We start from the raw sequence: 23,302 nt of genomic DNA, 5'->3' as shown, positions 1-23,302 counted from the left end.
GGTCGATGAACGGAGATGTTTGCCAGAGGGCCTGTAAGCCGGGTTCTGTCCTCTGCCGATAAGCAGATGGGCGACCATTCCTCTAGGCCCGTCCTTGCGGAGGGGCTCAAGCGACCAACCCGGGCGGCGGGCCGGAACAGGCCCATGCGCCACCCCTATTCGGTCTTGCACCCGGTGGGGTTTGCCGTGCCGGTTCCGTTGCCGGTCCCGCGGTGCGCTCTTGCCGCACCCTTTCGCCCTTGCCGTGCCGAAGCACGGCGGTCTGCTTTCTGTGGCACTGTCCCTGACCCCGCGTCCGAAGACGAAAGGCCGCCGGGCGTTACCCGGCACCGTCGTTCCGTGGAGCCCGGACTTTCCTCGGCGGGACAAATCCCGACGCGGTCGCCCGGCCCTCTGGCGCGGACGCTCTAGCCTAGTCCCGAGCGTTCGTCACATCTCCCCCATCGGGCGGGGGAGCAAGAGGGCAAGGAGCTTAGCGCGGCATTCCCCGTCGACGATTCCGTCAATGCGATCAGGGCGGAAGCGGCGCTGAAAGGCGACGGTCGCCTTCCACGGATCGGTCACGTCATAACCGAATCGCTCCAGAGCGAGGTGAAACGCGGCGTCAGACCAGTAAGGGTCGATCAGGTTGCGGGTCGGGCTGGGCAAGGCGAGCCGGCGTTTCGCAAGCGCTTCCCAGGGGAACAGCTCGCCCGGATCGTCCTTGCGGACGGGGGCAATGTCCGAATGGCCGACCACATTGCCGCGGCCGATGCCGTACCGGTCCTTCAATTCCGCGACGAGCGGGATGAGCGCGGCGATCTGTTCGTCGGCGAAGGGGCGATAGCCGAATTCGTGGCCAGGATTGACGATCTCGATCCCGATGGAGGCCGAGTTGATATCGCGCACTCCGCGCCAGTAGCTCTTGCCGGCATGCCAGGCGCGGCGTTCCTCATCGACGAGCCGATAAACGCTGCCGTCTTCATCGATGCAGTAGTGCGAGGACACCTTCGCCTCCGGCGAGGTAAGCCGGTCCAGCGCGCCCTGGCAGTCAGGCATGCCGGTATAGTGAAGCACGATCATCGACACAGGCAGGGCCCGCTCGTCATGATTGGGCGAGGGCAGGTCGATCATGGGCACGCTCCGCAATGGGACATGGCGCGGCGCTTCGGTCAAGCCATTCTGATCAGACGAAAATGGCCACGGTCTGGCGAGCGTCGAACAGGCGCCGCCCCGCCGCGTCCCACAATGTCATGGACTGGCGGGAGTAGCCGTCGGCGGTATCCTCCGCGACCGAGCGCTGAAGGAACCAGGAGTCAGCGTCCTGCGGCAATGCATCGACCTCGATACTCCATGTCATGGAGGAGATGACGGCCGGCTGCGGAAAGCTGACCATGGCGGCAGGCGGAAGAGCGTCGGCAAGCGCAATGAGGCCTGTGAGGGCGTCGACCGCTTGCGAGCGGGTGAAGCGGGTCCAGCAGGTGAACATCGGCTCCCCCTGGCCGCGCGGCGGATTGCCCGCCGCCAGGCGCATATCGAAGTTTCGCGCGAAATCCGGACCGGGCGCACCGCCGAACAACGGGGGGCAGGCGTCCGGAGCTAAGACGTCCGGCGCCGACGCTGCGGTGTGGCGGATGATGCTGTCGCGCGGCGCGCCACAGGAGAAAAGACATTCGGCCGCTGGGCCTGCGTCGCCTGCCACGCTGACGGCGACGAAAGCGGCGGAGCGCCCCCGGCGGATTAGGCGCGGGGTGATAGTGAGTTGGCCTGACGCCGGCCCGACGAACGCAACTTGCGCCGAGCGCAGCGGCGGCAGGTCGGCGTGCGAGCGAGTGGCCATCGCCCAGGCCAACGCGGCGGTCATGCCACCGTAGAGCGTGCGCCCCTGCGCCCAACTGAGCGGCGCTTCGCCCTTCCACACGCTTCCGGCCTGGGTGAACTGCTCCAGCACGTCGCCGAGCACGGGATGGTCGATCGAGGTCATCCTGTTGCACTAGCCAAGCAAGCCCGAAACGCCAGATGGGGCGTGGCCTTTGAGTCACTCTGGCGACTCAGCTGCACCGCTCGTGGCCCGGTTCACTTGCCCGACAGGGCGTGAAGCCTAGATGGGAGCAATATTGTCTCGGTTAACGGGGTAGCCCACGTGAACAAGTTCCTGCTTTCGGTCAGTCTCGCCAGCCTTGTGGCCGTTCCCGGCGTTGCCGAAGCCAGGCGCCAGCCGCCACCTCCGCCGCCTGCGCCGGTGCGGATCGCGCCGACTGATCCGGTGGAGCTCTACTATTACAGTCACGCCGACGCGCCGATCTGGACCCGCTCGGCCGACACCAAGGCTGCGCTGCCGGTGCTGACCGGCATTCTGCGCCGCGCCCGGATCGAGGGCCTGAATGAAGGTCCGCAGCTGGCAGATGCGATCGACGCCGCCATGAGCCGTGCCGCCGCAAGCAACAGCCCGGCCGATAATCAGGCCCTGGAATATACTGCCAGCCGCGGGCTGGTCGCCTACGTTCAGCTGCTCAAGAAGGCGCCGGCCGGGATGCTGTTCGGCTATTCCTACCTGGCGCCGCAGGGCAGTCGTCCGGATCAGATCCTGCTGACCGCCGCGGCCGCGCCGAGTCTGGTGCAGTACCTCCAGAAGGCCAGCAGCCCCAATCCGACCTACGCCTCGCTGCGTGACGCGGGATGGAAGGCGATGGAGAGCAATCCGTCCGGCCCGGTCGATCCGCGCCTGTTGTCCAACCTGGAACGGGCGCGCGTGCTTCCCGCCGGTGGCCGCTACATCATGGTCAACAGCGCCGATGCGCGTCTGACCATGTACGAGAACGGACAGCCCGTCGACAGCATGAAGGTCGTGGTGGGCATGACCAAGTTCCCGGACGGCAAGCCGAACTACCTGCCGACCCCGCTGATCGCGAGCGTCATCTATTATGTCACGTTCAATCCTTACTGGAACGTGCCGCAGAACCTCATCCTCAAGAACATCGGGCACAAGGCGCGCGATCAGGGGGAATCGTACTTGAAGGCCCAGGGCTTCGAGGTGATCAGCGATTGGAGCGAGAATGCGACGGTGGTGCCGTACGACCAGGTCGACTGGAAGGCCGTTGCGGCCGGCACCAAGACGGTCCGCATTCGCGAGCTGCCGGGCAAGCTGAATTCGATGGGACGCTACAAGTTCAACTTCCGCAATTCGGAAGACATCTATCTCCACGACACGCCTATGCGGGAATATTTCAACCGGGACGTGCGGACGCTGTCGAACGGCTGCATCCGGCTCGAGGACGCGAAGCGGCTAGCTCAGTGGCTGCTCGGACGGGACCCGACGCCGCCCAGTGACAAGCCGGAGCAGCATGTTCAAATCCCGGCCGGCGTTCCGGTCTATGTGACCTACCTGACGGCCAAGGTCGGGTCGGATGGGCAGATCGCTTATTCGAACGATTACTACGGCTGGGATGGTAATCCGCAGAAGCAATTGGCGGTCACCGGGAGTGGGGTATCGCGTTCCGAGTAACTTCCGCCGACATTGCGGACATGAAGACAGGCCGCTCCGGGTGACCGGGGCGGCCTTTTTTGTGCACGGACGGATGGGATGCCGTGGAGACAACGAAAAGCCCGCGGAGGTTTCCCCCCGCGGGCTGATCGTTTGCACTGCCTGATCCGTCACCGAAGCGACGGATCACACAGCCGCTAGCGCTTAGCCACGCTCCGGAGCGGGCGGCGGCGGCGGCGGCGGCGGCGGCGGAGCCGGGCACGCGTCGGTCGCCAGGATCACCGAACCGTCCGGGCACGTCTGCGTCGCCGGAGGCGGCGGAGGCGGCGGGGGCGGCGGCGGGGGCGGGGGCGGCGGCGGCGGCGGCGGAGCCGCGAAGTTGAAGATCAGCGAGGCCAGCAGCGAGTGCGAGCGGTAGCGACCGCTGAAATCGTTGTTGGCAGTACCGATGAGGAAGTTATCCTCCACCTTCTTGGCGTTGAAGAAGCGATACTTCAGGCCAAGATCGATGTTCTGTGTGATCGGGAAGCGAATGCCCGCAATCGCCTGCCAAGCGAAACCGCTCTTGCTGAGATTGAAGTCGGTCGTCGTCGCGACGTTGTCGGCATAGCTGACCTTGACGCGAGCGATACCGGCGCCACCGCCGACATAGCCCTGAACGCCATTGTCATCACCGAAGTCGAGCAGCACGTTGCCCATCAGCGACAGCGCGCTGGTGTGGCCATTGCCGTTCAGGCCGGTGGTGTTGGTGCCGACATACGGGCCGGTGTAGTCGTCGTGAGCCGCACGCTTGTAGCCGACTTCGGCTTCAGCGCGGACCGGACCGAAGTCGTAACCCGCGATCGCGTCGACGTCATAACCCGTCGAGTGATTGATGATCAGCGCGTCGGCAGTGTTGGTGGTGCCAACGGTGCGGCCGAGGTGAAGATCCTCAACGATCATGGCACCGCCTTCGATGCCAACATATGGTGAGTGATCGCGGGCCATTGCTGGCGTCGCGATGGCGGCGGCTGCAACAGCCGCCAGGAGGTAATTGCGCATGCGTTCCCCTTTTCAGATTGGATGGCGCACCTAACCTCTAGAACAGGTGGCAAGTTGCCGTCTAGGCGGGCCATGGGACAGGAATGACGAAATCGTTGCATCCATGTCACACTTCGCTCGTTGCGCCCACGAAAAGTGTGTCCGGCTACCCTCGCGTGATGTCCGAGCAGGTGATAATGCCGGAGCCACTGAAGGAAGGGCAGGGCTTGCGTGCTTGATGATCGCGCCGACAGGATGCTGCTCGACAGCGTGGGACTAAGTCCCATTCCCTATGTCGTGAGTAACCCCAGACTGCCCGACAATCCCCTGGTGGTTGCCAACGAGGCCTTCTGCTCGCTTACGGGCTATGCCGAGAATGAGGTGGTCGGCCGAAATTGCCGCTTTCTCTCGGGCGCCAGCACCGAGCCGTGGCTGACGGACCGGATCCGGGATGGCGTGCGGGCCCATCGGCCGGTCCTGGTCGACATCCTCAACTACAAGAAAGACGGGACGCCTTTTCGCAACGCGGTGCTGGTGACCCCCTTGTTCGGCGAGGGCGGACAGCTTGAATGGTTTCTGGGCAGCCAGGTGGAATTGCCTGATGACCAGTCGTCGGCCGTTTTCACTGGTAGGCGCGAGAAAGCCGTACTGGCGGTGAAAGGCCTACCCAATCGCCAGCGCCAGGTGCTCGAGCTCATCGCCAAGGGATTGCTCAACAAGCAGATCGCCTGGGAGCTGGGGATCAGCGAGAAGACGGTGAAGATGCACCGCGCGCTGCTGATGGAGCGACTGGGCGTGCCAACCTCGGCCGACCTTATTCGGCTTGCGGTCGAAGCGGGGCTGTAAACGAATACGGCCTCACTGCCGTATCGTTCTTCCCGGCCCCACCAACTAGCTAGTGGTAGTCCGGATCTTTCTTCCCTGCTTTGGTCCGGACAAACGCTGCGTTCCCCTTGCAGCAAATGTCCCTGGAGACCGGACTAGCCCCCGGAACCCTGACGCCCGCAAACCCTGCTCAGCGGGCGGACTTGAGCGCCTCGTCCACCAGCTGGGCGAGGCGCTCTTCGTTGGGAAAGCCTTCCTCGACCCAGCGCTGCTCGATCTGTTTCAACGTGGTGGCCACGATCGGACCCGGCTTGAGGCCGCGGCGGATGAGTTCGCCGCCTCCGACCGGAAGCCGCGGCACGACAAAGTCGTGCAAGCCGCGGACCTCCGCCGCCCGGCCGGCCAGCAGCAATCGGTCCTCTGCGCCCTCCTTGCCAATGGCGTAAGCGAGCGCTCGCGGATGACCATTAAGGTCCTGCTCCGCTGCCAGCGCCAGACGCTTGCGCAGCTTGTTGGACAGCTTCAGGCGGGCCGCGACCTTCTCGGCGGTCAGGGGCTCTGCTGGAAGCAAAGCCGACAGTCGGCGGGCGGCATCGGCTTCGACATCTGCCACGCGCTCGGTGGCGATGAGGTGGTCTAGGCGCTCGCATCCCGTGGCATCGATTTCCGGCAGCACGGGCGCGAGGATGCCGTTCTCGACCATCAGCCACAACGTGGGAGCCGGATCGGGCAGCGCCAGCAACTTGAGCAGTTCGTCCGCGATGCGTTCGCGAGACAGCGCCATGAGATCGTTGGCTCGGGCAACGCAGGCCGCAAGGCTCGCCTTGTCCAGCTCGCCACGGCCGAACCGTGCCTGGAAGCGGAAAAAGCGAAGGATCCGCAGGTGATCCTCGGCGATGCGCGTAAGCGGCTCGCCAATGAAGCGGACCAGGCCAGCGGCGAGGTCGTGCTGCCCTTCGAAATAGTCGGTCAGGGTGGCGGACGCCGGGTCCCAGTAGAGCGCATTGATGGTGAAGTCCCGGCGCTCCGCATCCGCCCGCCAGTCATCGGTGAAGGCCACGGTGGCGCGTCGTCCATCGGTGCTGACGTCGGCGCGCAAGGTGGTGATCTCGACCGGCTGGCGTTCGACTAAAGCAGTCACCGTGCCATGTTCGATTCCCGTCGGGACGGTACGGATGCCGGCCGCGCCGCAGCGCCGCATCACCTCATAAGGCGTGAGCACGGTTGCCAGATCGACGTCGACCACCGGCAGCCCCAGCAACGTGTCGCGCACGGCCCCGCCCACGAAGCGGCAGGTTCCGGAGCCGAGTGCGTCCAGCAGAGGGGCCATGCCCGGGCGCTGGGCCAGGGCTTCGAGCGCGCTCAGCTCCATTGCAGCCGTCGGCTGAGGTTGACGAGCATGGCGGCAGTCGCGCCCCAGATGCGGCGGCCCTCCCAGTCGATCTGATAATAAGTCCGCATGCGCCCCTGATATTCGGCGGTGATCGCGCGCTGATTGGCGGGATCGAGCAGGAAGGCAAGCGGCGCCTCGAACAGGTCGGCGACTTCGCGCTCGTGTGGGACCAGCGGCAGGTCGGACGGCACCGATCCAAGCACCGGAATGACGGAGAAGTTCGTCACCGTGACATAAGGGTCGGCGACTCCCCATACGTCGACGAGGGCAGGATCGAGCCCAACCTCCTCTTGCGCCTCCCTTAGTGCGGCATGGGTCACGCCAGCGTCCGCCGAATCGACCCGGCCGCCCGGAAAAGCGACCTGGCCGGCATGGGTGCGAAGGTCATCCCGGCGTACGGTCAGGATCACTCCAGGCTCGGAGCGGCGCGTCACCGCAACCAGCACCGCGGCGGGCACGGGCTGGCCGGCGGTACCTTCGACCAGATCACCGGGCAGCAGGCCGACTGGCGGAGGAAAGTCGAGCGCGGCCCGAAGCCGCTCCGCCAGGGTCATGAGCTTAGCGGAAAGAAGATGCCATCGCTCCAGACGCCGGCCGGATCAGCCCCCTCCGTCAGCGCGATCTCGGCCAGTTCGTAATAGACCGGACGGGCGAGCAGGGCCTCGAGCCTGTGGCGAACAGCGACAAGGGGCACGCCGTCTTCCGTGATGCGCAACGGATGGTGGGGCCCGAGGATCAAGGCATCGCCGCTGTTGAGCAGCAGTGCGACCCGGCGGTTTCGGCCTTCACCTTCGCTGGTCAGGGCAGTGGCAACAAAGGCGGCGAGTTCAACGTCTATGGTCAGTTTCTCGCCCGGCGTGACCAGCACATAGCTACCATCGGGTTCACGGCGGAGGATACGGGAGAACTGGCGCACCAGTGCGGGGCGACGGATCTCCGTTCCCTGGTGGTACCATCGGCCATCGCGCGCGATGCGCATCTCGCTGTCGCCGCAATGGTCCGGATGCCAGCGCTCGACGGGGGCGGGTGTCCGCCCTGCGATGTCCGCGGCGATCTCCGCAATACTGCGGCCAGCAAGGTCGATCGGGGCAAGGCTCTCGGGCATTGGAGCCATGTAGGGAGATGGGCGCGGTTGCGCGAGGGCAGGGCGCGCCGGTAGGCTGCGACCGATGAGTGCACCACTTGCAATCGTAACCGGCGGCGGAAAGCGCGTGGGAGCAGTGCTGGTCGAGCGCCTGCTTAAGTCGGGCTGGGCCGTTCTGGCTCACGTGCATCGGCCTGCTGACGAGGTCCCGGCGGGCGCAATGAAGGTCGCCGCCGACCTTGCGGACCCCGGCTGCGCCGAGATGATCCTTGGTGCTTGCCCAGAACCGCCACGATTGCTGGTGAACAACGCCGCACGGTTTGCGCCGGATGTTCTGGGCGGCTTCAATGCCGGGGAATTGGCGGCGCACATGGCGGTGAATGTCGCCGCGCCGGCGTTGCTGACCAGCGCTTTCGCCCGCGCCGGGGCAAAGGGAGACCGGTTGATCGTCAACATCCTGGACGCCAAGCTCTCCGCGCCCAATCCGGACTTCCTCAGCTATACGCTGTCCAAGGCGGCACTTTCCGCGCTGACCGAGCTATCGGCCCGTGCCCTTGCCGGGGAGGGCATCCGTGTGAACGGGATCGCGCCCGCGCTGATGCTTCAGTCGCCCGGTCAGAGTGCGGCAAACTACGCCAAGGCGCACGCCTACAATCCGCTGGGGCGTGGAATTGACCCTGAGCACGTCTGGCAGGCGTTGCGCTTTCTGCTGGACTCGCCCGTGGTCACCGGCGAGGTGCTCACCCTTGACGGGGGGCAGCGCTTCATGGGCCTGCCCCGCGATGTGCAAAACCTTGATCTGTAAGCGAAAGAGAGCGCTTTGAGCGACGTCCTTCCATTCACGCCGCGCCTTGATGGCATGGTCCCCGAATCGCTTGCGGTGCGATCGACCAGAATTCACCTCGATTCGGTAGAGGTGAGCGCCGACATCGGCTTTCACGACTTTGAGGTCGGCACGCCGCAGCGGTTGCTCATCACCGTCGACGTCTGGCTGAACCATCCGCTTCCGACCGACGACCAGCCTGAGAGTGCCTGGAATTATGATCACCTCAAGCAGGAGATCGAGCGGATTGCCGGCGCGCGCCGGTTCAATCTCCAGGAAACATTATTGGCGGAAATCTACGACTGGATTGCTTCCCGGGATGGAGTGAAGGCGCTTCGGGTGGAAACGTGCAAGCCTGACGTCTATCCGAACGCTCGAGGCGTTGGCGTTGAAATCGCCTCGTTTTGCGGCGCAGTCCCTTGACGGTGCGGTTTGCCCGAGCGTCAGCAAGGAACATTATCATTGCGCCGCCATTATGGCCTTATTAAGGAAGCGCCCCGGCCTGCCGATGATATGTTGATACGTCGGCTTGCCTCACCAGTCGGAGCGGCGCACGACATCGCCGTTTCGAGAGGTGAGACTCCGGGGCCCGCTTAAGGAGAATTGCGGCAGAATGTCTTACGCCAATCGCAGGCAGATGAGCGGAAACAAGACGGTCGCGATCGTGATCGTTGGACTTCTGCACGTTCTGATCGGTTACGCCTTGATCACTGGTCTGGCGTACAATGTCATCAAGAAGGCGGCCGAGGATCTGAAGACGTTCGACGTCGAGGATCAGCCCCCGCCTCCTCCCGAGGAACCGCCGCCCCCGGAGCAGAAGCAGGTTGAGACGCCGCCACCGCCGGTTGTGTCCCCGCCGCCGCTGGTTCGCAGCAACGTTCAAACCCCGATCATCCAGACGGCGCCGGTTGCGCCGCCGCCGGTGATCACCCCGACCGCCCGTCCGGCACCGCCGGCGCCCCCGGCGCCGCCGCCCCCGCCGCCGCCAAGGATCAGCCAGGCCGCTCAGGCTCGCGGCTCGCTTCCTGGCCTGTTCTCGACCGACGACTATCCGCAGGACGCCATTCGTAACGAGCAGCAGGGCACGACTTCCGTGCACCTGACGATCGGCACCGATGGCCGCGTGTCCGGCTGCGATGTCACCGGTTCGAGCGGCTCCAGCAGCCTCGATCAGGCGACCTGCCGGATCATCCGGTCCCGCGCCCGCTACACGCCGGCCAAGGACCAGAATGGTGCCCCGATCGCCGGTACGGACAACGCTCGCATTCGTTGGGTGCTGCCGTCCGAATAAGCTTACTGCCCACTGAGATACACGTTTTAAGCAAGGAACCGCACTATGAGCTTCGTGACTGTGCTGACCGCTGCCGCCGGTGCACCGGCCGCTGCCGGCGACAACCCCTACGGCTTGTTCCAGGCCCTGAAGGAAGGCGGCGTCATCAGCTGGACCGTCTTCATCATCCTGGTCTCTTTCTCCGTTTTCTCGTTCTACATCCTCTTCACCAAGCTGTTCGAGCAGCAGAAGATCATCGGCCAGGGCAAGAAGGTCCGCTCCAGCTTCTGGAACAGTGCCAATCTCAAGGAAGCGTCGAGCAAGCTTGATCAGCGCAGCGCTTATCGCGCCATCGTTGACGACGCCCTCGTTGCGCAGGAGCAGCACGGCAAGCTGACCAACCCGATCGACCAGCATGACTGGATGGCAAACAGCCTGGCGCGTTCGCAGGGTTCCATCGGCGCGCGTCTTGGTGAGGGCCTGGCCTTCCTCGCGACCGTCGGTTCGACCGCTCCGTTCATCGGTCTGTTCGGCACCGTCATCGGCATCTACCGCGCGCTGATCAAGATCGGTGCTGCCGGTCAGGCCTCGATCGGCACCGTCGCCGGTCCGGTCGGTGAAGCGCTCATCATGACCGCGCTCGGCCTGGTCGTCGCGGTTCCTGCCGTGCTCGCCTACAACTGGCTGATCCGTCGCAACAAGTCGATCATGGAGGACCTCGCTGCCTTCACGAACGACCTGCACGGCTACATCATGTCGGAAGGCAAGGTTAAGCCGGCGATGATCGCTGGTGGCGCAGCCAACGCCGGTTCGGCTTCGGTTGCCCGCGGTTCGCAGACCCGCACCGGCGCCGCGCCGACCCCGGCCGGCACCCAGCCGCTGACTACCGGTCAGACGTCGACCGGCCAGCAGGCTGGCGGCACCGGTACTACTACGGTCGACCGCCGCTAAGCACAGGGACGTGAGGGGTCGGCGCTCATCGCCGGCCCCGCCCGACACTGAAAACAAGGAAGCCACACCCCCATGGCAATGACAGTCGGCAAGGAAGAGGGCGAAGACGTCCCCATGTCGGACATCAACACCACGCCGCTGGTCGACGTGATGCTGGTGCTCCTGATCATCTTCCTGATCGCCATTCCGGTGGTGGTCGAGACCGTTCCGCTGACCTTGCCCAAGGTCGCGTACATCCCGACCGAGACCAAGCCCGAGAACGTCTCCCTGTCGGTCCGCAACGAGCCTGACGGCAGCTGCGGCGTCTACTGGGGGATGAAGAAGGTCAATTCGCAGGACCTCCTCGATCTCTCGGTCAAGAAGCTCAAGGCGGCGGTCGACGCCGCCGGCGGACCCGACAATCTCAACGAAGAAAACATGCCGGAGGCGCACATCCGCGCCGACGTGAACACCCAGTACAAGTGCGTTGGTGGAGCGATCTTCACCATGCAGCGCGCCGGGTTCGCTCGCGTCGGATTCATCTCGGAACCGCCCCCGGGTTACCAGGCAGGCCGCCTGTAAGAGCCGCGGCCCTGGTGCCGCACTTGAACAGGGCTTGAGGAAAGGAACCGCCAGCCATGGCGATGCAGACGACCAGTAACAACGCCGAAGGCGAACCGATGATGGAGATCAATACGACTCCATTGATCGACGTCATGCTGGTGCTGATCATCATGCTGATCATCACCATCCCGATCCAGACTCACGCCGTGAAGCTGGATCTGCCGCAGAACAACAACCCGACACCGCCGCCGATCGACCCGATCAAGAACAAGATCGTCGTCGCCGGCAACGGTGCGGTGCTGTGGAACGGCGCGCCGGTGAACCTCACTCAGCTGCGTCAGTACCTGGACATCACCCAGCAGATGAACCCGGAGCCCGAGCTGCACCTGCAGCCGGAGCCGAACGCCCGCTACGAGCTGGTGGATCAGGTGCTGGTGGTGACCAAGCAGGCCAAGGTCACCAAGATGGGTTTCGTCGGCAACGAGGCCTACGGCACCTTCTAGGCTGAGAAGTTTCCATCGGGGCCATCCCGATGAATCCTGGGGGCGGCATCGCAAGGTGTCGCCCCTTTTTTCATGGTTCGAAGAAGTCCGAACTCGCAGAGACCCCGGTCCTGCGCGAGGCACCTCTCGTCGGCGAGGAATGACGAACGCCAGGCCCCGGCGCCGCAAGTCCGGCCGGGAACGCCGACGAACGCCGGTCGTGGGCGACCTGCTCTCGACTAGTGCCCTCCGAACTCCTTCGGTCCGGCGCGACGTCCTCGTGCGGGCCTGCGCGACCCGCTTGGGGCCCGCGAAAGCCGACGAACGCCGGTCCTTGGCGACCTGCTCTCGACGAGCCCGCTCGGAACTCCCTGAGGTCGTCGCGACACTCGCGGGCGGTATTGTGCGAGGCAGGTTCCCGGCACGCACAGGCCCACGAACGCCGGTCCTTGGCGACGGGCTCTCGACTAGTGCGCTCAGAACCTCCTTCGTCCGTCGCGGCGCCCGCGGTTCGATGCGAGGCCTTCTTCACCCAGAAGGGGACCGCTGCCGTCCTTCTGCCGCGCCCCGGTTCCCTGCGAAGGCGGCCGATGGTCAGCAGGTCGGCAAAGGCGTTATGGTCGGGCGGGCTATTTTGGCCGGTGGTCGACCATGGCTTCCCGGCGTTTGCCAGCCGCGATGGCCGCATGCTCGGTCAGGCGGTCGGCCAGATCCAGCGCGGCTTCGGGAGTGAGCGCAATGCTCACATGGTCAGGGCCATCGAGTAGAACCCGGCCCTCTTCGGACGAGACGTCGCTCGCCCGGCTGTAGGTGTTCCTGCTCATGATGACACGACGTTACACGGACCGCATCTGTTCCGTATATTGCACCAGCGTAACCGCCCGGTCGGTTGAAGGTGATGAAAAAAGTGGCCTTGCGAAGGGTCCGATAGCTGTGGAGCGTGACCCGGTTTGCTCACGCCAGTGAGCGCTGAGGGTAGATTCCGTGCACCCGTAAAGAAGGGGCGGCTCGCGCCGCCCCTCTTTCGTTTACTGACCGCTGATCACCATGGAAATGGCAATCGCGGGGCCGACCGGAAGGCCAGCCATTTGCCTTTTCGCACGGTCGATTGCCGCGGCGACCTGAGAGTCCGTGCTATGTATCGCGAAGCTGGTACATTCGCTCGTGTCCAGGTTCCCATTCAGGTCGAAGCAAAGCTGGTCCGCTGTTTGCCAAATTCGGCCTCTCAGCCGGCCCTGGTCGCGACGATCCACAAGGTTCAAGTCGGCATAGCTGACGCGGCGCTGTAGCGCCGGGTCGATCCGCTCGGCCTGGACTGTGACGTTGGGGGGCTGGGCAAACGCGTGAGTAGCGCTTGCGGTCAGTCCAACTCCGACGAACCCTGCCGCGATGATGCAGCCGATAGTCCGGGCTTCCATGACGTCCTCCTTTCGAGAAAAGGGCCTCAAGCCCCGAAAGGATTGGTGTCAGATCAGGTGAGTATCTTCATCGGTTTTTCGGTGTTTCGGGCCGGACGTTCTGCCGACTGATCTATCTTCGATGAATGGGCCTGAGGCTTGGTTGAACCGTTCGCAAGCAGGTGGGCGACGTCGCTGATGTGGCTTTTGGCGACAGTTTGCTGCGATCCATCGTTGAGACGCGCCACCCACCGACGCCCTGAGTGAGTAAGGCGGTCGATGAAGTCGACCCTGACGATCGCCGACCGGTGGAGTTGAATGAAGCGCTCGTCGAGTTGGCTGCGGAGCGAGCAAATCGTCGCGTGGATGAGGCAATGCCAGTCACCGATGAACAGACGCATATAATCGCCCTCGGCGATGACCTTGTCGATCAAGCCGACATCGATCCGCTTCCGACCGTCCTTGCATGGCACCCAGATGAACTTTTGGCTGCTGGCCGTCCGGACGATCTTGCTGCTCACGAAATTGCTCTCGATCCGCTCGACATATTTGGCGAGCGGAACGCGAATCGCCTCCATCTGCCTGGTGTATTCGGACAGTGAGTCGACGTGGCCCTGAACGATCATGTCGAATGTGCCTGTCACCTCCATTGCCACATCCACCAACGGGCATGAGCAAATGCAGCGACGGAAGGCGTCGAGGCCTTCGACGTCGGCGCGATGGTCGAATGACACGCATATGACGACGGTGAGTTCGGAGATGGTCCTGCTCCCCTGCGAGCAAGTGCGACATATTACGCCGACGCCAATTAACGATCAAGGAAAACGAGAATTTAACAATAAACTCTCGCCGACACGACGTCGTCGTACGGTCCTGCGCGAGGCGCTTCTAGCCGGCCAAGGCCGAAGCTCGACTGGTTGAAGGTAGCGAAAACAGCGGCCTTGCGGAGCCCCAAAGAGTATGAGACGTTACAATGTCTCATAGTGATGAGGAGGTTGAGCATGAGCCTGTCCGCCCCCGCCGTCCGCATGAATTCCTCGCCGATGGTGGAGATGAACACCACCCCGCTCATCGACGTGTTGCTGGTCCTGCTGGTGATGCTGATCATCACCATTCCCCTGCAGACCCATGCGGTGAAGCTGGATCTGCCCAACGGTGCGCCGCCGCCGGTGACGCTCGACCCCATCAAGAACAAGCTGGTGGTGACAGAAGGTGGTGGACTGCTGTTCAACGGGGTGTCCGTTAGCCGGTCCCAGCTGCAGGCACTGCTCGACTCCGCCGGCCAGGCGCGCGACGAGCCCGAGCTCCAGCTGCAGCCGGTGGCCGGCGCCCCCTACGGTCCGGTCGATGAGGTGCTGGTGATGACCCGCCGGGCCCATCTGACTCGGCTGGGGTTCGTCGGAAACGAGGCTTACGGTCAGTTCTGAGGCGAGGAGCGGTGCCGGACAGAAAGAAGCCGAAGTGGGACGCCGGCCAGTTGCCGCCCGGCGCCGCACTGAGATGATGGTGGGTGGTGTCGGTTGGTCTTGCGTTTCGCTTCAGACGTTTCCGCCTTAGCCGCGAGCCTCGCGTTATATTAACATTAACTTGCCAACTGTTTGCACCCGTGGTGATTGGTAACGTCTCGTCTCCGAGTCCCGCAAGCGCCGGGTATGCCTGCGAGCCGCGTTTGCGTGCTGAAAGCGACAAATGGCTTGTCGCTTGTTTGGGGGACTTACCATGAAAAAGCTGATGATCGCCGCCTGCGCGGGCGCGCTGATGTTCGCGAGTCCGGCTCTGGCGCAGAGCAGTTCCTATACGCCGGGCAGCTATTGGACCGTTTCGGACATCGAGGTCCTGCCAGGCCAGGCCGAGAATTATGCGGACTTCCTGGCCGGCCAGTGGAAGCGGACGCAGGAGTTCGCCAAGCAGAAGGGCTATATCGACGATTACTTCGTGCTCGCCAACGTCAACAAGCGGGACGGGGAGCCGGACCTTTACCTGGTTACGCGGTTCAAGGAGATGACGACCCGCGCGGAAGATCTCCGCCGTCAGGCCGAGTATGAGGCGTTCATGAAAAGTGACGCTCATGCCCTGGATACGGCGATGGGCGGTCGGGCCGTCATGCGCAAGCAGCGCGGCTCCATCCTGCTGCAGGAGCTGGACCTCAAGGGCAAGTAGGCTCGGCGGGCGCTCCGCTAATCCGCGGAGCGCCCTCAGCAAAGCCATGACGGCAAGGCGAAGCCTCGGGATCTCGCCTGCACTTTCGTCTTTCCCAAGCGGCTGGACGGCTGGCGCGAGTTCGCGAGCGAAGTCGTCATCAACCTCGGCCTGCGCGCCTTGCTACGCTCCGGTTGACTGCCTGCATGGGGTATTGCGCCGCCAGCAAAAGATCGAACCTCCTGCAGCTCTTCTGTTTGCGCTTCGTCGAAGCCAATGGGAAAGATCAGCCTGAAGTTGTCCGTCGAAGACCTGGCCGTCGTTGCGACCCTTCTTCGTGGTAGACGGAACGAGAGCTTCGGCGCAGATGGCATGCGTGATCGACACGAACTCCCCCAAATCGTCGGATCATCTGTTCCCGCACTCCGCCGTCGGTGCGCTGATGCGCACGAACGACTGGTCGACATCGTCGCTTGGTCCGCCCGAAGGCTGGCCGGCGGCGTTGCGGGCGATCGTCTCGCTGCTGCTCAATTCGCGCTTTCCCATGTTTGTCGCCTGGGGGCCTGAACTCGCCTTCCTCTACAACGACCCTTATGCGGACATCCTCGGAGAGAAGCACCCGGCGGCGCTGGGTAGGCGCTTTCGCGATATCTGGGGCGAAATCTGGGCCGACATTTCGCCGCTGATCGACGCCGCACTGGCGGGCGAGGCGAGCTTCCACCAGGACCTCCCGCTGCTGATGAACCGCAAGGGCTTCGACGAGCAGACGTGGTTCACCTTCTCTTATTCGCCGGTGTTCGACGACGACGGCCAGGTGGCAGGCATGTTCTGCACCTGCACCGAGACCACCGAAGCGGTCCTGCTGCGACGGCGCGAAGAGGAAGAGCGGGAGCGTCTTGCGCGGATGTTCGAGCAGGCGCCGGGGTTCATCACCATCCTGAAAGGTCCGGAGCACGAATTCGAGTTCGTCAACGCGACGTACCGCCGGCTGTTCGGAGACCGCGATTATGTCGGCAAGACCGTGCGCGAAACCTTTCCCGAGCTGGAAGGTCAGCAGTTCTTCAGCCTGCTGGAACAGGTCTTCCGGACCGGGCAACGCTTTGTCGCTGATGGCGTGCCGATCCGGATCGAGTCGCCGAACAGGGAACCGGCGCAAGAGCGGCTGCTTGATTTCATCTACGAGCCGCTGATCGATTCAAACGGGCAGGTCACGGGCATTTTCGTCGAGGGCCACGACGTTACGGCCCATCATGCCGCGGTTGACGCCCTGCGGGAGAGTGAGGCGCGGCTGCGCGCCCTGACCGATAATCTGCCCGGCGGTTCGGTCTACCAGATGTCCGGCAATGCCGACGGCAGCAATCGTCACTTCACTTACCTCTCGCAAAGTCACGAGCGGATGAGTGGACTGAGCGTCGAGCAGGTCATGGCCGATCCGACCCTGCCGTACCAGATGATCGTGGGGGAAGACCGGGAACGCTTTGCCCTGGCGTCGGTCGAGGCGATCCGTAATTGCTCGCGATTCGAGATCGAGGTGCGGTTCCGCCACGCCAATGGGGAGGTGCGGTGGGCTCACTTGCGGTCGGAGCCACGTTCGCAACCTGACGGAACGGTGGTGTGGGACGGTATCCAGGTCGACATCACGGACCAGAAGCGCGCGGAGGAAACGCTGCGCGAACTCAACGACACGCTGGAGCAGAGGGTGGCCGAACGGACGGCCGAACTGGAGCGGGCTCACGAACAGCTTCGCCAGAGCCAGAAGATGGAAGCGATGGGGGCGCTTACCGGAGGGGTTGCCCATGACTTCAACAATCTTCTGAGCCCGATCATCGGCTCGCTCGACCTGTTGCAGCGGCGGCAGGTGGGTGGGCAGCGGGAGCAGCGGCTGATCGACGGCGCGCTGCAATCGGCGGAACGCGCGCGCATCTTGGTGCAGCGCCTGCTGGCCTTTGCGCGGCGCCAGCCACTGCAGCCCCGGCCAGTCGAGATCGGCGAGTTGGTGGCCGGGATGGCCAACCTCATCGCCAGCACCAGCGGACCCCAGATCAAGGTGAAGGTGGAGATCGGCGACGCCTTGCCGCCGGCCATCGCCGATGCCAATCAGGTCGAGATGGCGGTCCTGAACCTGTGCGTGAACGCCCGCGACGCCATGCCTGACGGGGGCCTGCTCCGACTATCGGTCAGCGACCGGGGAACGAACGGTCCACGACCAACCGGGCTGGCGCCGGGCCGGTACCTCACCCTGTCGGTGTCGGACACGGGTGTCGGCATGGACCCGGCGACCCGCGAGCGGGCCATTGAGCCGTTCTATTCGACCAAGGGCGTCGGGCGCGGAACGGGGCTGGGCCTGTCGATGGTGCACGGGCTCGCCGTCCAGCTGGGCGGCACCCTGACCATCGAGAGCGAGCCCGGGCTTGGAACCAACGTCGAAGTCTGGCTGCCGACCACCAGCGATCTGGGCGATCAGGAACCCATGCGCGCCGATGCCGCGCCGGCGCCGCGGACAGGCGGCCGGGCGCTGCTGGTCGACGATGAGGAGGTGGTTCGGATCAGCACCGCCGACATGCTGACGGAGCTTGGCTTTTCGGTCGTCGAAGCCGCTTCCGCCAGCGAAGCGCTGCCGTTGCTGCTGAGGGGCGGGGAAATCGACCTCCTCGTCACCGATCACCTGATGCCGGGCATGACTGGCGCCGAACTGGCGCGCACGGCCAAGGCGAACAACCCCGCGCTCAAGATCCTGCTCGTGTCCGGCTATGCGGAAGCCGGCGGCATCGGCCCGGACCTCGTGCGACTGGAAAAGCCCTTCCGCCAGGAAGAACTCGCCGCCAAGCTCGCCGAACTGGATGACCTTGGAGTCGCGAGCTAGCACTGGCGGAGCGCTCCTGCCGGTCGATCAGAGCAGCTGGCAGAAGGCGGGCGGGGCCTGGCCGCTGCAGACGTCCGGCCTGGTGCGGCTTTTCGTCCAGTAGGCGATGAGCCCGAGGCTCCTGGCAATCTGTGGAAAAGCCGGATCGTCCAGGCTTTTGCGCATGCTTGGATACCAGAACAGCGACGGTCCATTGCCCGTGACCGCGGCGAGCCTGGCGACGATCCGGAGCGCCTCATGCGGTTTGCCGAGGTCGGCGAGCAGCATTCCGACAGCGGCGGTCTGCTGGTCCTGGGGAAGCGCGAGCAGAGCCTGGGCGGCGGCCGTGCGCGCGGCGGGGTCCTGTCCGGCGAGCGCGCGATAGCCTTGCAATAGCGCCGCCCGCACCGGGTTCGGGATCGGCAGGTCGGGCCTGCGCAGCGCCTCCGCATCCCTCGTCCGCAGAGCCTTGGTGGCGGTCAGGTCCTCCATGAACTCCGGGTTGGGTGCCAGGGCGATGGCGGCGTCATAGATTGGTTTAGCCTCATCAATCCGCCCGGCGGCGACCAGCACGTCGGCGAGCGTCAGGGGCGTGTAGACGTAAAGCGCCAGCATGTTGTTGGCCTGGTGAAGCTCTTCGAGCGCTTCGGCGGTGCGCCCGACATTGGCCAGCATCCAGCCATATTGATGATGCTCGCACCCGCAATCGAGGCGGCGCGCGGCGACTGCCCGCTTGAACAGGGCTTCGCGGGCGAGCCAGTCGGTCGGGTCCAGCAGCATGGCCTTGATGTATAGCGCCTCGCTGTTGCGGGGATCGATCGCCACGGCGCGGTCGGCCGCCTCACGTCCGCTGGCCCGCGCCTTGGCCGCGAGCCTTTCGTCGCCGGCCGTTCCGGCCACTTTCCAATAGGCACCGGCAACGGCGGCCCAGCCCCAGGAGAAGTCCGGGACGGCGGCCACCACCCGCTGCGCAGGGATCAGGGCATTGCGGCCTTCCGCCATGTCGGGGTTCCAATGCCCCTGGCAGAACTGGAGATAGTCGCTCAGCACATTGTCGGGCAGCGGCTTGCGGTAGGTCGACGCTCCGAACAGGCCGCACCGGACGACGTTGCCCGCGTCCACGGCGATGTGTCGCGGGATGTTCGCGACCTGATCGGCGCCATAATCGAAACTGCGGGACCAGAGCGTTTCCGTCGAGCGCTCATTGGTGAGGTGCGTGATGACCCGGATGTTGCGGTCGGTACGCTGCACGGTGCCGGCAAGCAGATAGGCCGGCGCCTGACCCGGTGGCGGACCGGCCGCCGTGGAGACGCCAACCACCCCGTCCTTGTTGAACGCGGCGACGATCTCATCGCGGATGGCGGTGCCGAGGGTGTCCGGCAGCTCTTTCGAGAGAAGCTGGAAGTCCGCCAGCCGGACCTCCATCGCATGCTGAACCGCGCTGGCGGGGCGGAGGGCGAACCACAGCCCGCCTATGCCCAGAAGCAGCAGCGCCAGGCTGCCGAGCACCAGTGACCGCCGCCGGTTCGTCGAGCCTTTCCCCGCCGCCACCGGCGGGTCTGCGGCAACGACGGCGTCGTCCGTTCTGGTGGCAGTGACCGGCAGGTCAGGTGCCTCGAGCGTCTGCGAATAGGCCCGGAGCTGTTCGCCATCGAGGCTCCAGGCACGCAGAGGCTCCCTGATGTTCTTCAGATCGAGCAGGCCCGCATCACTGAACGTCAGGGGCAGTCGCCGCAGGTCTTCCCACGCGCGATGGGAGATCAGGATGCCACACGGCGGGCTTTTCGGCTCAAGCCGCGCGGCGATGTTCACCCCGTCGCCGAACACGTCACCGTCGTCGAGGATGATGTCCCCGATGTTGAGGCCCATGCGAAGCCGGAGGTCTGCTTCTCCGCCGCCCTGTCCCTGAACGACAGAAGCGAAGTCGAAGGCGTCGAACACGCTGTCGAATTCGAACAGGAAGCCGTCGCCCGTGGTCTTGATCAGGCGACCGTCGAAGCGCCGGAGGAGCGGTTCAAGGCGATCGGTTCGTAAGCGCTTGACGGCGAGGTGGGTGCCTCGCTCGTCAAGGCCCATCAGGCCACTGTAGCCGATGACATCCGCGGCCAATATTGCCGCAAGACGCCGTCTCGATCGCTCTTGCGGCATGCCTTCCTCGGCCAATTTCCGCCGAAGGATCGTTCAACAATGGCTCGATTGCAAGGCGGCCGCTGGCAGGTGGCCTAGAACAGGCGGCCGCCGAGGGGGACTTCCTGGCTGGGGGTGACCAGCACCACCCTTCCATCCTCGTCCGGGAAGCCCAGCGTCAGGACTTCGCTAATGAAGGGGCCGATCTGGCGTGGGGGGAAATTGACCACCGCGGCGACCAGCCGGCCGGGGAGGTCGTCGAGGGTATAATGCTCCGTGATCTGGGCCGAGGAGCGGCGGGTGCCCATGGTCGCGCCGAAGTCGATGGTCAGCTTATACGCCGGCTTGCGGGCCTGCGGGAAGGGCTCGGCCGCGACGATCCGGCCGACGCGGATGTCGACGGCGAGGAACTGGTCGAAGCTGATCTGCGGAGCCGGCGGAGCGGCGGGGTCGTGGCTGAGGTGCATGAGGCTGTCTTAGCGCGCGTTCTGGTCAGATGGCAGCGGCGGGATCGTCGGGAAGGGCGTTGCGCCAGTCGGCCACCCGCCGGACGCGGGCGACCCGCTCGATCAGCTCGGCGGTCAACTCGGCGTGGGTCCGCTGGCGTTCGCTGGGGTGCGGGCGCCAGGCCTTGCCGAACCGGCGGCGGGTGTGGAAGGCCAGCAGCTGGAGCGCGGATTCAAAGCTGACTTCAGTGATCGGCCCGCTGTAGCGGGTGCCCTCGACCGTGTGCCGGGCGGCGGTGAGAAGCTCGCTTTCGAGCCGCAGCAGCCCTTCCTCCAGCGCCTCGTCCCAGCGGCGGGCGAAGTCGGCGTTGCGGCGGCGGCGCTTGTGCGCGCTCTGGAAACTGAAGCCAGCCGCCAGCGCGCTGGCCCGGATGTTGCAGCTGCCCTGCAGCGCCTGGAGGAAGATGCGCTCCGTCTCCGCGTTCCAGCGGCCGTTGCCCGGGACCCGCTGGAGCCCGTCCTTGCCCGGGCGCAGGATGGTGGCGGAGGGCGGAGTGGAGGGCGCGCTCATGTCGGCTTGGGAGCGCGGCAACTCCTACTAGTCAATCATCCTCCGCGCGCGTCGGTCAGGCGGCCTCGCCCTGGAACTGAAGGCGGGCGAGGCGAGCGTAGAGTCCGCCACGGGCATTCAGCTCGGCATGGGTGCCCTGCTCGACGATGCGGCCACCGTCCATGACGATAATTCGGTCGGCGGCGCGGACGGTGGCCAGGCGGTGGGCGATGACCACGGTCGTGCGGGTCTGCATCAGGCGCTCTAGCGCTTGCTGGACGGCGGCCTCGCTCTCGGCGTCGAGCGCGCTGGTCGCCTCGTCGAGGAGGAGCAGGGGAGCGTCGCGGAGCAGCGCGCGAGCGATAGCGAGGCGCTGGCGCTGGCCGCCCGACAGGCGAGCGCCGCCTTCGCCGAGGAAGGTGTCGTAGCCCTCCGGAAGGGAGAGGAGGAAATCGTGGGCGTTGGCGGCCCGGGCGGCGGCCTCGATGTCCGCGTCCGACGCGTCCCAGCGGCCGTAGCGGAGGTTGTCCTTGGCACTGGCCGCGAAGATCACGGTTTCCTGGGGGACGAGGGCGATGCGGCTGCGGACGTCCTGCGGGGTGGCGTCGCGGACGTCGACGCCATCGACCAGCACTCGGCCGGACTGCGGATCGTAGAAGCGCAGCGCCAGCTGGAACAGGGTCGACTTGCCGGCGCCGGAGGGGCCGACCACGGCCACGGTTTCCCCGGGCGCGACGTGGAGGGTGACGCCGTGCAGCGCCTTGTCGTCGGGGCGGGTGGGATAGCGGAACTCGACGTCCTCGAAGGCAAGGCTGCCAATGGCCGGGGTGGGAAGGGTGACCGGGTTCGCGGGAGCGCGGATCTCCGCCTTCTCGGCGAGGAGCTCGCCGATGCGGCCGGCCGCGCCGGAGCCGCGCAGCAGGTCGCCATAGGTTTCGGACAGCGCCGCGAAGGCGCCGCCGACCAGCACTCCGGTGAAGATGAAGGCGGCGATCGCGCCGCCGGTCATGCGGCCCGCGGCGACGTCGCGCGCGCCCTCCCAGATGACCAGCACGATGGCGCCGAAGAAGAGCGCGATCAGGACCACGGTCATCACGGCCCGAAGGCGCATGCGCGTGCGGGCGGTCATGAAGGCGCGTTCCACCGTGTCGCCGAAGCGCTGCTGCTCCCGCGGTTCCTGCCCGAAGGCCTGCACGATGCGCATGGCGCCGAGCACTTCGGCGACGTTGGCGCCGACGTCGGCGATGCGATCCTGAGTGGCGCGGGACAATGCGCGGACCTTGCGTCCGAAGAGCAGGATGGGGCCGAACAGGAGCGGGATGGCGACCAGCAGAAGGCCGGCGAGCTTGGGGCTCAAGGTGAACAGATAGACGATGCCGCCGATGCCGGTGACGATGTTCCTGAGCGCGACGGAGACGGAGGAGCCGACCACCTGTTCGAGGATGGCGGTGTCGGCGGTCAGCCGCGAGGCAATCTCCGAGGGGCGGTTCTCCTCGAAGAAACGCGGGGGGAGGGTGAGGAGGTTGGCCTGCACCTGACGGCGGAGGTCGGCGACGGTGCGCTCGCCCAGCCAGGAGACGAAGTAGAAGCGGCAACCCGTCGCAACGGCCAGCAACAGCACGATGGCGAGCAGCAGCTGGAAGGCGTGGTTGACCGCGGTGCTGTTGAGCGAGCCCTGACTGAAGCCCCGATCGATGATCTGCCGGAAGCCCCAGGGAATCGCCAGCGTGGCACCCGAGCTCAGCGCCAGGAAGAAGAGCGCGCCGGCGATCCGGCCGGGGTAGCGGCCAGCGGCCTTGTAGACGAGCTTGAGGTTGCCGAGGCTCCGGCTCCCCTTGTCCTTGGAGTCGGCAGGAGAAGCGGGAGCAGTGGCCATGGGCGGGCGATTAGCAGGGGGACGGTGCGAAACAAAGCCGGTCGAATGGTCCGGTGCGGGACGCGTGGTTG

At 65.3% G+C, this 23,302-nt stretch carries 24 protein-coding genes and 1 other RNA gene; 11 read left to right on the top strand and 14 right to left on the bottom strand.

Going from position 1 to position 23,302, the window contains the following annotated elements:
* Nucleotides 1-18: 18 nt before the first annotated feature.
* From rnpB to M8312_RS06245, 3 genes are all read right to left on the bottom strand, one after another.
* Nucleotides 19-397, bottom strand: an RNA gene (gene rnpB / locus M8312_RS06255) — RNase P RNA component class A.
* A 32-nt stretch (nucleotides 398-429) separates the two neighbouring features.
* Entirely contained in the window at nucleotides 430-1,113 is a 684-nt protein-coding gene (locus M8312_RS06250) for an N-acetylmuramoyl-L-alanine amidase (protein ID WP_250119510.1), read from the bottom strand.
* Between the two features lie 52 nt (nucleotides 1,114-1,165).
* Nucleotides 1,166-1,963: a thioesterase family protein gene (locus M8312_RS06245; RefSeq protein WP_250119509.1), complete on the bottom strand. Its 798-nt coding sequence runs from the start codon at nucleotides 1,961-1,963 to the stop codon at nucleotides 1,166-1,168.
* 159 nt (nucleotides 1,964-2,122) lie between these two features.
* On the opposite strand from M8312_RS06245, the gene M8312_RS06240 reads away from it, so the two are divergent.
* Entirely contained in the window at nucleotides 2,123-3,484 is a 1,362-nt protein-coding gene (locus M8312_RS06240; protein ID WP_250119508.1) for a L,D-transpeptidase family protein, read from the top strand.
* 183 nt (nucleotides 3,485-3,667) lie between these two features.
* On the opposite strand, the gene M8312_RS06230 is transcribed toward M8312_RS06240, so the two are convergent.
* Entirely contained in the window at nucleotides 3,668-4,504 is an 837-nt protein-coding gene (locus M8312_RS06230) for an outer membrane protein (RefSeq protein WP_284070207.1), read from the bottom strand.
* Between the two features lie 234 nt (nucleotides 4,505-4,738).
* Here M8312_RS06230 and M8312_RS06225 point away from each other — a divergent pair, with 234 nt between their 5' ends.
* On the top strand, nucleotides 4,739-5,329 hold the full coding sequence (locus M8312_RS06225; protein ID WP_250119718.1) for a LuxR C-terminal-related transcriptional regulator: 591 nt from the start codon (nucleotides 4,739-4,741) through the stop codon (nucleotides 5,327-5,329).
* A gap of 169 nt (nucleotides 5,330-5,498) precedes the next feature.
* On the opposite strand, the gene M8312_RS06220 is transcribed toward M8312_RS06225, so the two are convergent.
* From M8312_RS06220 to M8312_RS06210, 3 genes are read right to left on the bottom strand one after another with little or no spacing between them, the layout of a single operon-like run.
* Complete coding sequence (locus M8312_RS06220) at nucleotides 5,499-6,680, bottom strand: CCA tRNA nucleotidyltransferase (RefSeq protein WP_250119507.1); 1,182 nt, start codon at nucleotides 6,678-6,680, stop codon at nucleotides 5,499-5,501.
* The gene (locus M8312_RS06215; RefSeq protein WP_250119506.1) at nucleotides 6,671-7,255 is read right to left on the bottom strand and encodes a CoA pyrophosphatase; all 585 of its coding nucleotides are present in this window, start codon (nucleotides 7,253-7,255) and stop codon (nucleotides 6,671-6,673) included. The genes M8312_RS06220 and M8312_RS06215 overlap by 10 nt, the downstream gene beginning before the upstream one ends.
* Nucleotides 7,252-7,806: a DUF1285 domain-containing protein gene (locus M8312_RS06210; protein ID WP_250119505.1), complete on the bottom strand. Its 555-nt coding sequence runs from the start codon at nucleotides 7,804-7,806 to the stop codon at nucleotides 7,252-7,254. Before M8312_RS06210 ends, M8312_RS06215 begins: the two co-directional genes overlap by 4 nt.
* A 64-nt stretch (nucleotides 7,807-7,870) precedes the next feature.
* Here M8312_RS06210 and M8312_RS06205 point away from each other — a divergent pair, with 64 nt between their 5' ends.
* The 6 genes from M8312_RS06205 (at nucleotide 7,871) to M8312_RS06180 (ending at nucleotide 11,875) form a co-directional block, all read left to right on the top strand.
* Nucleotides 7,871-8,590 carry an SDR family oxidoreductase gene (locus tag M8312_RS06205; RefSeq protein WP_250119504.1) on the top strand — a complete coding sequence of 240 codons (720 nt, stop codon included), beginning with the start codon at nucleotides 7,871-7,873 and terminating at the stop codon, nucleotides 8,588-8,590.
* A 15-nt stretch (nucleotides 8,591-8,605) separates the two neighbouring features.
* Entirely contained in the window at nucleotides 8,606-9,031 is a 426-nt protein-coding gene (locus M8312_RS06200; protein ID WP_250119503.1) for a dihydroneopterin aldolase, read from the top strand.
* 190 nt (nucleotides 9,032-9,221) lie between these two features.
* Nucleotides 9,222-9,899 (top strand): energy transducer TonB, encoded by a 678-nt coding sequence (locus M8312_RS06195; RefSeq protein ID WP_250119502.1) that lies wholly within the window; start codon nucleotides 9,222-9,224, stop codon nucleotides 9,897-9,899.
* 45 nt (nucleotides 9,900-9,944) lie between these two features.
* The gene (locus M8312_RS06190; protein ID WP_250119501.1) at nucleotides 9,945-10,829 is read left to right on the top strand and encodes a MotA/TolQ/ExbB proton channel family protein; all 885 of its coding nucleotides are present in this window, start codon (nucleotides 9,945-9,947) and stop codon (nucleotides 10,827-10,829) included.
* Between the two features lie 72 nt (nucleotides 10,830-10,901).
* On the top strand, nucleotides 10,902-11,390 hold the full coding sequence (locus M8312_RS06185) for an ExbD/TolR family protein (RefSeq protein ID WP_250119500.1): 489 nt from the start codon (nucleotides 10,902-10,904) through the stop codon (nucleotides 11,388-11,390).
* 62 nt (nucleotides 11,391-11,452) lie between these two features.
* Nucleotides 11,453-11,875 (top strand): ExbD/TolR family protein, encoded by a 423-nt coding sequence (locus M8312_RS06180; RefSeq protein WP_250119717.1) that lies wholly within the window; start codon nucleotides 11,453-11,455, stop codon nucleotides 11,873-11,875.
* A gap of 608 nt (nucleotides 11,876-12,483) precedes the next feature.
* Here the strand turns inward: M8312_RS06180 and M8312_RS06175 are convergent.
* The 3 genes from M8312_RS06175 to M8312_RS06165 all read right to left on the bottom strand — a co-directional run bounded on the left by M8312_RS06175 (nucleotide 12,484) and on the right by M8312_RS06165 (nucleotide 13,991).
* Nucleotides 12,484-12,678 carry a hypothetical protein gene (locus M8312_RS06175; protein ID WP_250119499.1) on the bottom strand — a complete coding sequence of 65 codons (195 nt, stop codon included), beginning with the start codon at nucleotides 12,676-12,678 and terminating at the stop codon, nucleotides 12,484-12,486.
* 204 nt (nucleotides 12,679-12,882) lie between these two features.
* The gene (locus M8312_RS06170; protein ID WP_250119498.1) at nucleotides 12,883-13,272 is read right to left on the bottom strand and encodes a UrcA family protein; all 390 of its coding nucleotides are present in this window, start codon (nucleotides 13,270-13,272) and stop codon (nucleotides 12,883-12,885) included.
* A 53-nt stretch (nucleotides 13,273-13,325) separates the two neighbouring features.
* Nucleotides 13,326-13,991: a LytTR family transcriptional regulator DNA-binding domain-containing protein gene (locus tag M8312_RS06165; RefSeq protein WP_502957453.1), complete on the bottom strand. Its 666-nt coding sequence runs from the start codon at nucleotides 13,989-13,991 to the stop codon at nucleotides 13,326-13,328.
* 261 nt (nucleotides 13,992-14,252) lie between these two features.
* Here M8312_RS06165 and M8312_RS06160 point away from each other — a divergent pair, with 261 nt between their 5' ends.
* The 3 genes from M8312_RS06160 (at nucleotide 14,253) to M8312_RS06150 (ending at nucleotide 18,253) form a co-directional block, all read left to right on the top strand.
* On the top strand, nucleotides 14,253-14,678 hold the full coding sequence (locus M8312_RS06160; protein WP_250119496.1) for an ExbD/TolR family protein: 426 nt from the start codon (nucleotides 14,253-14,255) through the stop codon (nucleotides 14,676-14,678).
* 292 nt (nucleotides 14,679-14,970) lie between these two features.
* Nucleotides 14,971-15,411 carry a hypothetical protein gene (locus tag M8312_RS06155; protein WP_250119495.1) on the top strand — a complete coding sequence of 147 codons (441 nt, stop codon included), beginning with the start codon at nucleotides 14,971-14,973 and terminating at the stop codon, nucleotides 15,409-15,411.
* 355 nt (nucleotides 15,412-15,766) lie between these two features.
* Nucleotides 15,767-18,253, top strand: a complete 2,487-nt coding sequence (locus M8312_RS06150; RefSeq protein WP_250119494.1) for a PAS domain-containing protein — start codon at nucleotides 15,767-15,769, stop codon at nucleotides 18,251-18,253.
* Between the two features lie 27 nt (nucleotides 18,254-18,280).
* Here M8312_RS06150 and M8312_RS06145 read toward each other — a convergent pair whose 3' ends face one another.
* The 4 genes from M8312_RS06145 to M8312_RS06130 all read right to left on the bottom strand — a co-directional run bounded on the left by M8312_RS06145 (nucleotide 18,281) and on the right by M8312_RS06130 (nucleotide 23,231).
* Entirely contained in the window at nucleotides 18,281-20,341 is a 2,061-nt protein-coding gene (locus tag M8312_RS06145; RefSeq protein WP_250119493.1) for a hypothetical protein, read from the bottom strand.
* A gap of 113 nt (nucleotides 20,342-20,454) precedes the next feature.
* The gene (locus M8312_RS06140; RefSeq protein WP_250119492.1) at nucleotides 20,455-20,826 is read right to left on the bottom strand and encodes a tRNA-binding protein; all 372 of its coding nucleotides are present in this window, start codon (nucleotides 20,824-20,826) and stop codon (nucleotides 20,455-20,457) included.
* 25 nt (nucleotides 20,827-20,851) lie between these two features.
* Nucleotides 20,852-21,376 carry a hypothetical protein gene (locus tag M8312_RS06135; protein WP_250119491.1) on the bottom strand — a complete coding sequence of 175 codons (525 nt, stop codon included), beginning with the start codon at nucleotides 21,374-21,376 and terminating at the stop codon, nucleotides 20,852-20,854.
* Between the two features lie 55 nt (nucleotides 21,377-21,431).
* Complete coding sequence (locus tag M8312_RS06130; protein ID WP_250119490.1) at nucleotides 21,432-23,231, bottom strand: ABC transporter transmembrane domain-containing protein; 1,800 nt, start codon at nucleotides 23,229-23,231, stop codon at nucleotides 21,432-21,434.
* Between the last annotated feature and the right edge of the window lie 71 nt (nucleotides 23,232-23,302).

It is taken from the genome of Sphingomonas sp. KRR8 (genome assembly GCF_023559245.1).
In the GTDB taxonomy this organism is placed as follows: Bacteria; Pseudomonadota; Alphaproteobacteria; order Sphingomonadales; family Sphingomonadaceae; genus Sphingomicrobium.
This window is presented reverse-complemented; position numbering and strand designations above follow the sequence as displayed.

Bases quoted from the DNA above. Each gene is read 5' to 3' on its own strand.
- M8312_RS06250 (WP_250119510.1), bottom strand. From the start codon at position 1,113: ATGATCGACCTGCCCTCGCCCAATCATGACGAGCGGGCCCTGCCTGTG.
- M8312_RS06245 (WP_250119509.1), bottom strand. From the start codon at position 1,963: ATGACCTCGATCGACCATCCCGTGCTCGGCGACGTGCTGGAGCAGTTC.
- M8312_RS06230 (WP_284070207.1), bottom strand. From the start codon at position 4,504: ATGCGCAATTACCTCCTGGCGGCTGTTGCAGCCGCCGCCATCGCGACG.
- M8312_RS06225 (WP_250119718.1), top strand. From the start codon at position 4,739: ATGCTGCTCGACAGCGTGGGACTAAGTCCCATTCCCTATGTCGTGAGT.
- M8312_RS06220 (WP_250119507.1), bottom strand. From the start codon at position 6,680: ATGGAGCTGAGCGCGCTCGAAGCCCTGGCCCAGCGCCCGGGCATGGCC.
- M8312_RS06215 (WP_250119506.1), bottom strand. From the start codon at position 7,255: ATGACCCTGGCGGAGCGGCTTCGGGCCGCGCTCGACTTTCCTCCGCCA.
- M8312_RS06210 (WP_250119505.1), bottom strand. From the start codon at position 7,806: ATGCCCGAGAGCCTTGCCCCGATCGACCTTGCTGGCCGCAGTATTGCG.
- M8312_RS06205 (WP_250119504.1), top strand. From the start codon at position 7,871: ATGAGTGCACCACTTGCAATCGTAACCGGCGGCGGAAAGCGCGTGGGA.
- M8312_RS06195 (WP_250119502.1), top strand. From the start codon at position 9,222: ATGTCTTACGCCAATCGCAGGCAGATGAGCGGAAACAAGACGGTCGCG.
- M8312_RS06190 (WP_250119501.1), top strand. From the start codon at position 9,945: ATGAGCTTCGTGACTGTGCTGACCGCTGCCGCCGGTGCACCGGCCGCT.
- M8312_RS06185 (WP_250119500.1), top strand. From the start codon at position 10,902: ATGGCAATGACAGTCGGCAAGGAAGAGGGCGAAGACGTCCCCATGTCG.
- M8312_RS06180 (WP_250119717.1), top strand. From the start codon at position 11,453: ATGCAGACGACCAGTAACAACGCCGAAGGCGAACCGATGATGGAGATC.
- M8312_RS06175 (WP_250119499.1), bottom strand. From the start codon at position 12,678: ATGAGCAGGAACACCTACAGCCGGGCGAGCGACGTCTCGTCCGAAGAG.
- M8312_RS06170 (WP_250119498.1), bottom strand. From the start codon at position 13,272: ATGGAAGCCCGGACTATCGGCTGCATCATCGCGGCAGGGTTCGTCGGA.
- M8312_RS06160 (WP_250119496.1), top strand. From the start codon at position 14,253: ATGAGCCTGTCCGCCCCCGCCGTCCGCATGAATTCCTCGCCGATGGTG.
- M8312_RS06155 (WP_250119495.1), top strand. From the start codon at position 14,971: ATGAAAAAGCTGATGATCGCCGCCTGCGCGGGCGCGCTGATGTTCGCG.
- M8312_RS06140 (WP_250119492.1), bottom strand. From the start codon at position 20,826: ATGCACCTCAGCCACGACCCCGCCGCTCCGCCGGCTCCGCAGATCAGC.
- M8312_RS06135 (WP_250119491.1), bottom strand. From the start codon at position 21,376: ATGAGCGCGCCCTCCACTCCGCCCTCCGCCACCATCCTGCGCCCGGGC.
- M8312_RS06130 (WP_250119490.1), bottom strand. From the start codon at position 23,231: ATGGCCACTGCTCCCGCTTCTCCTGCCGACTCCAAGGACAAGGGGAGC.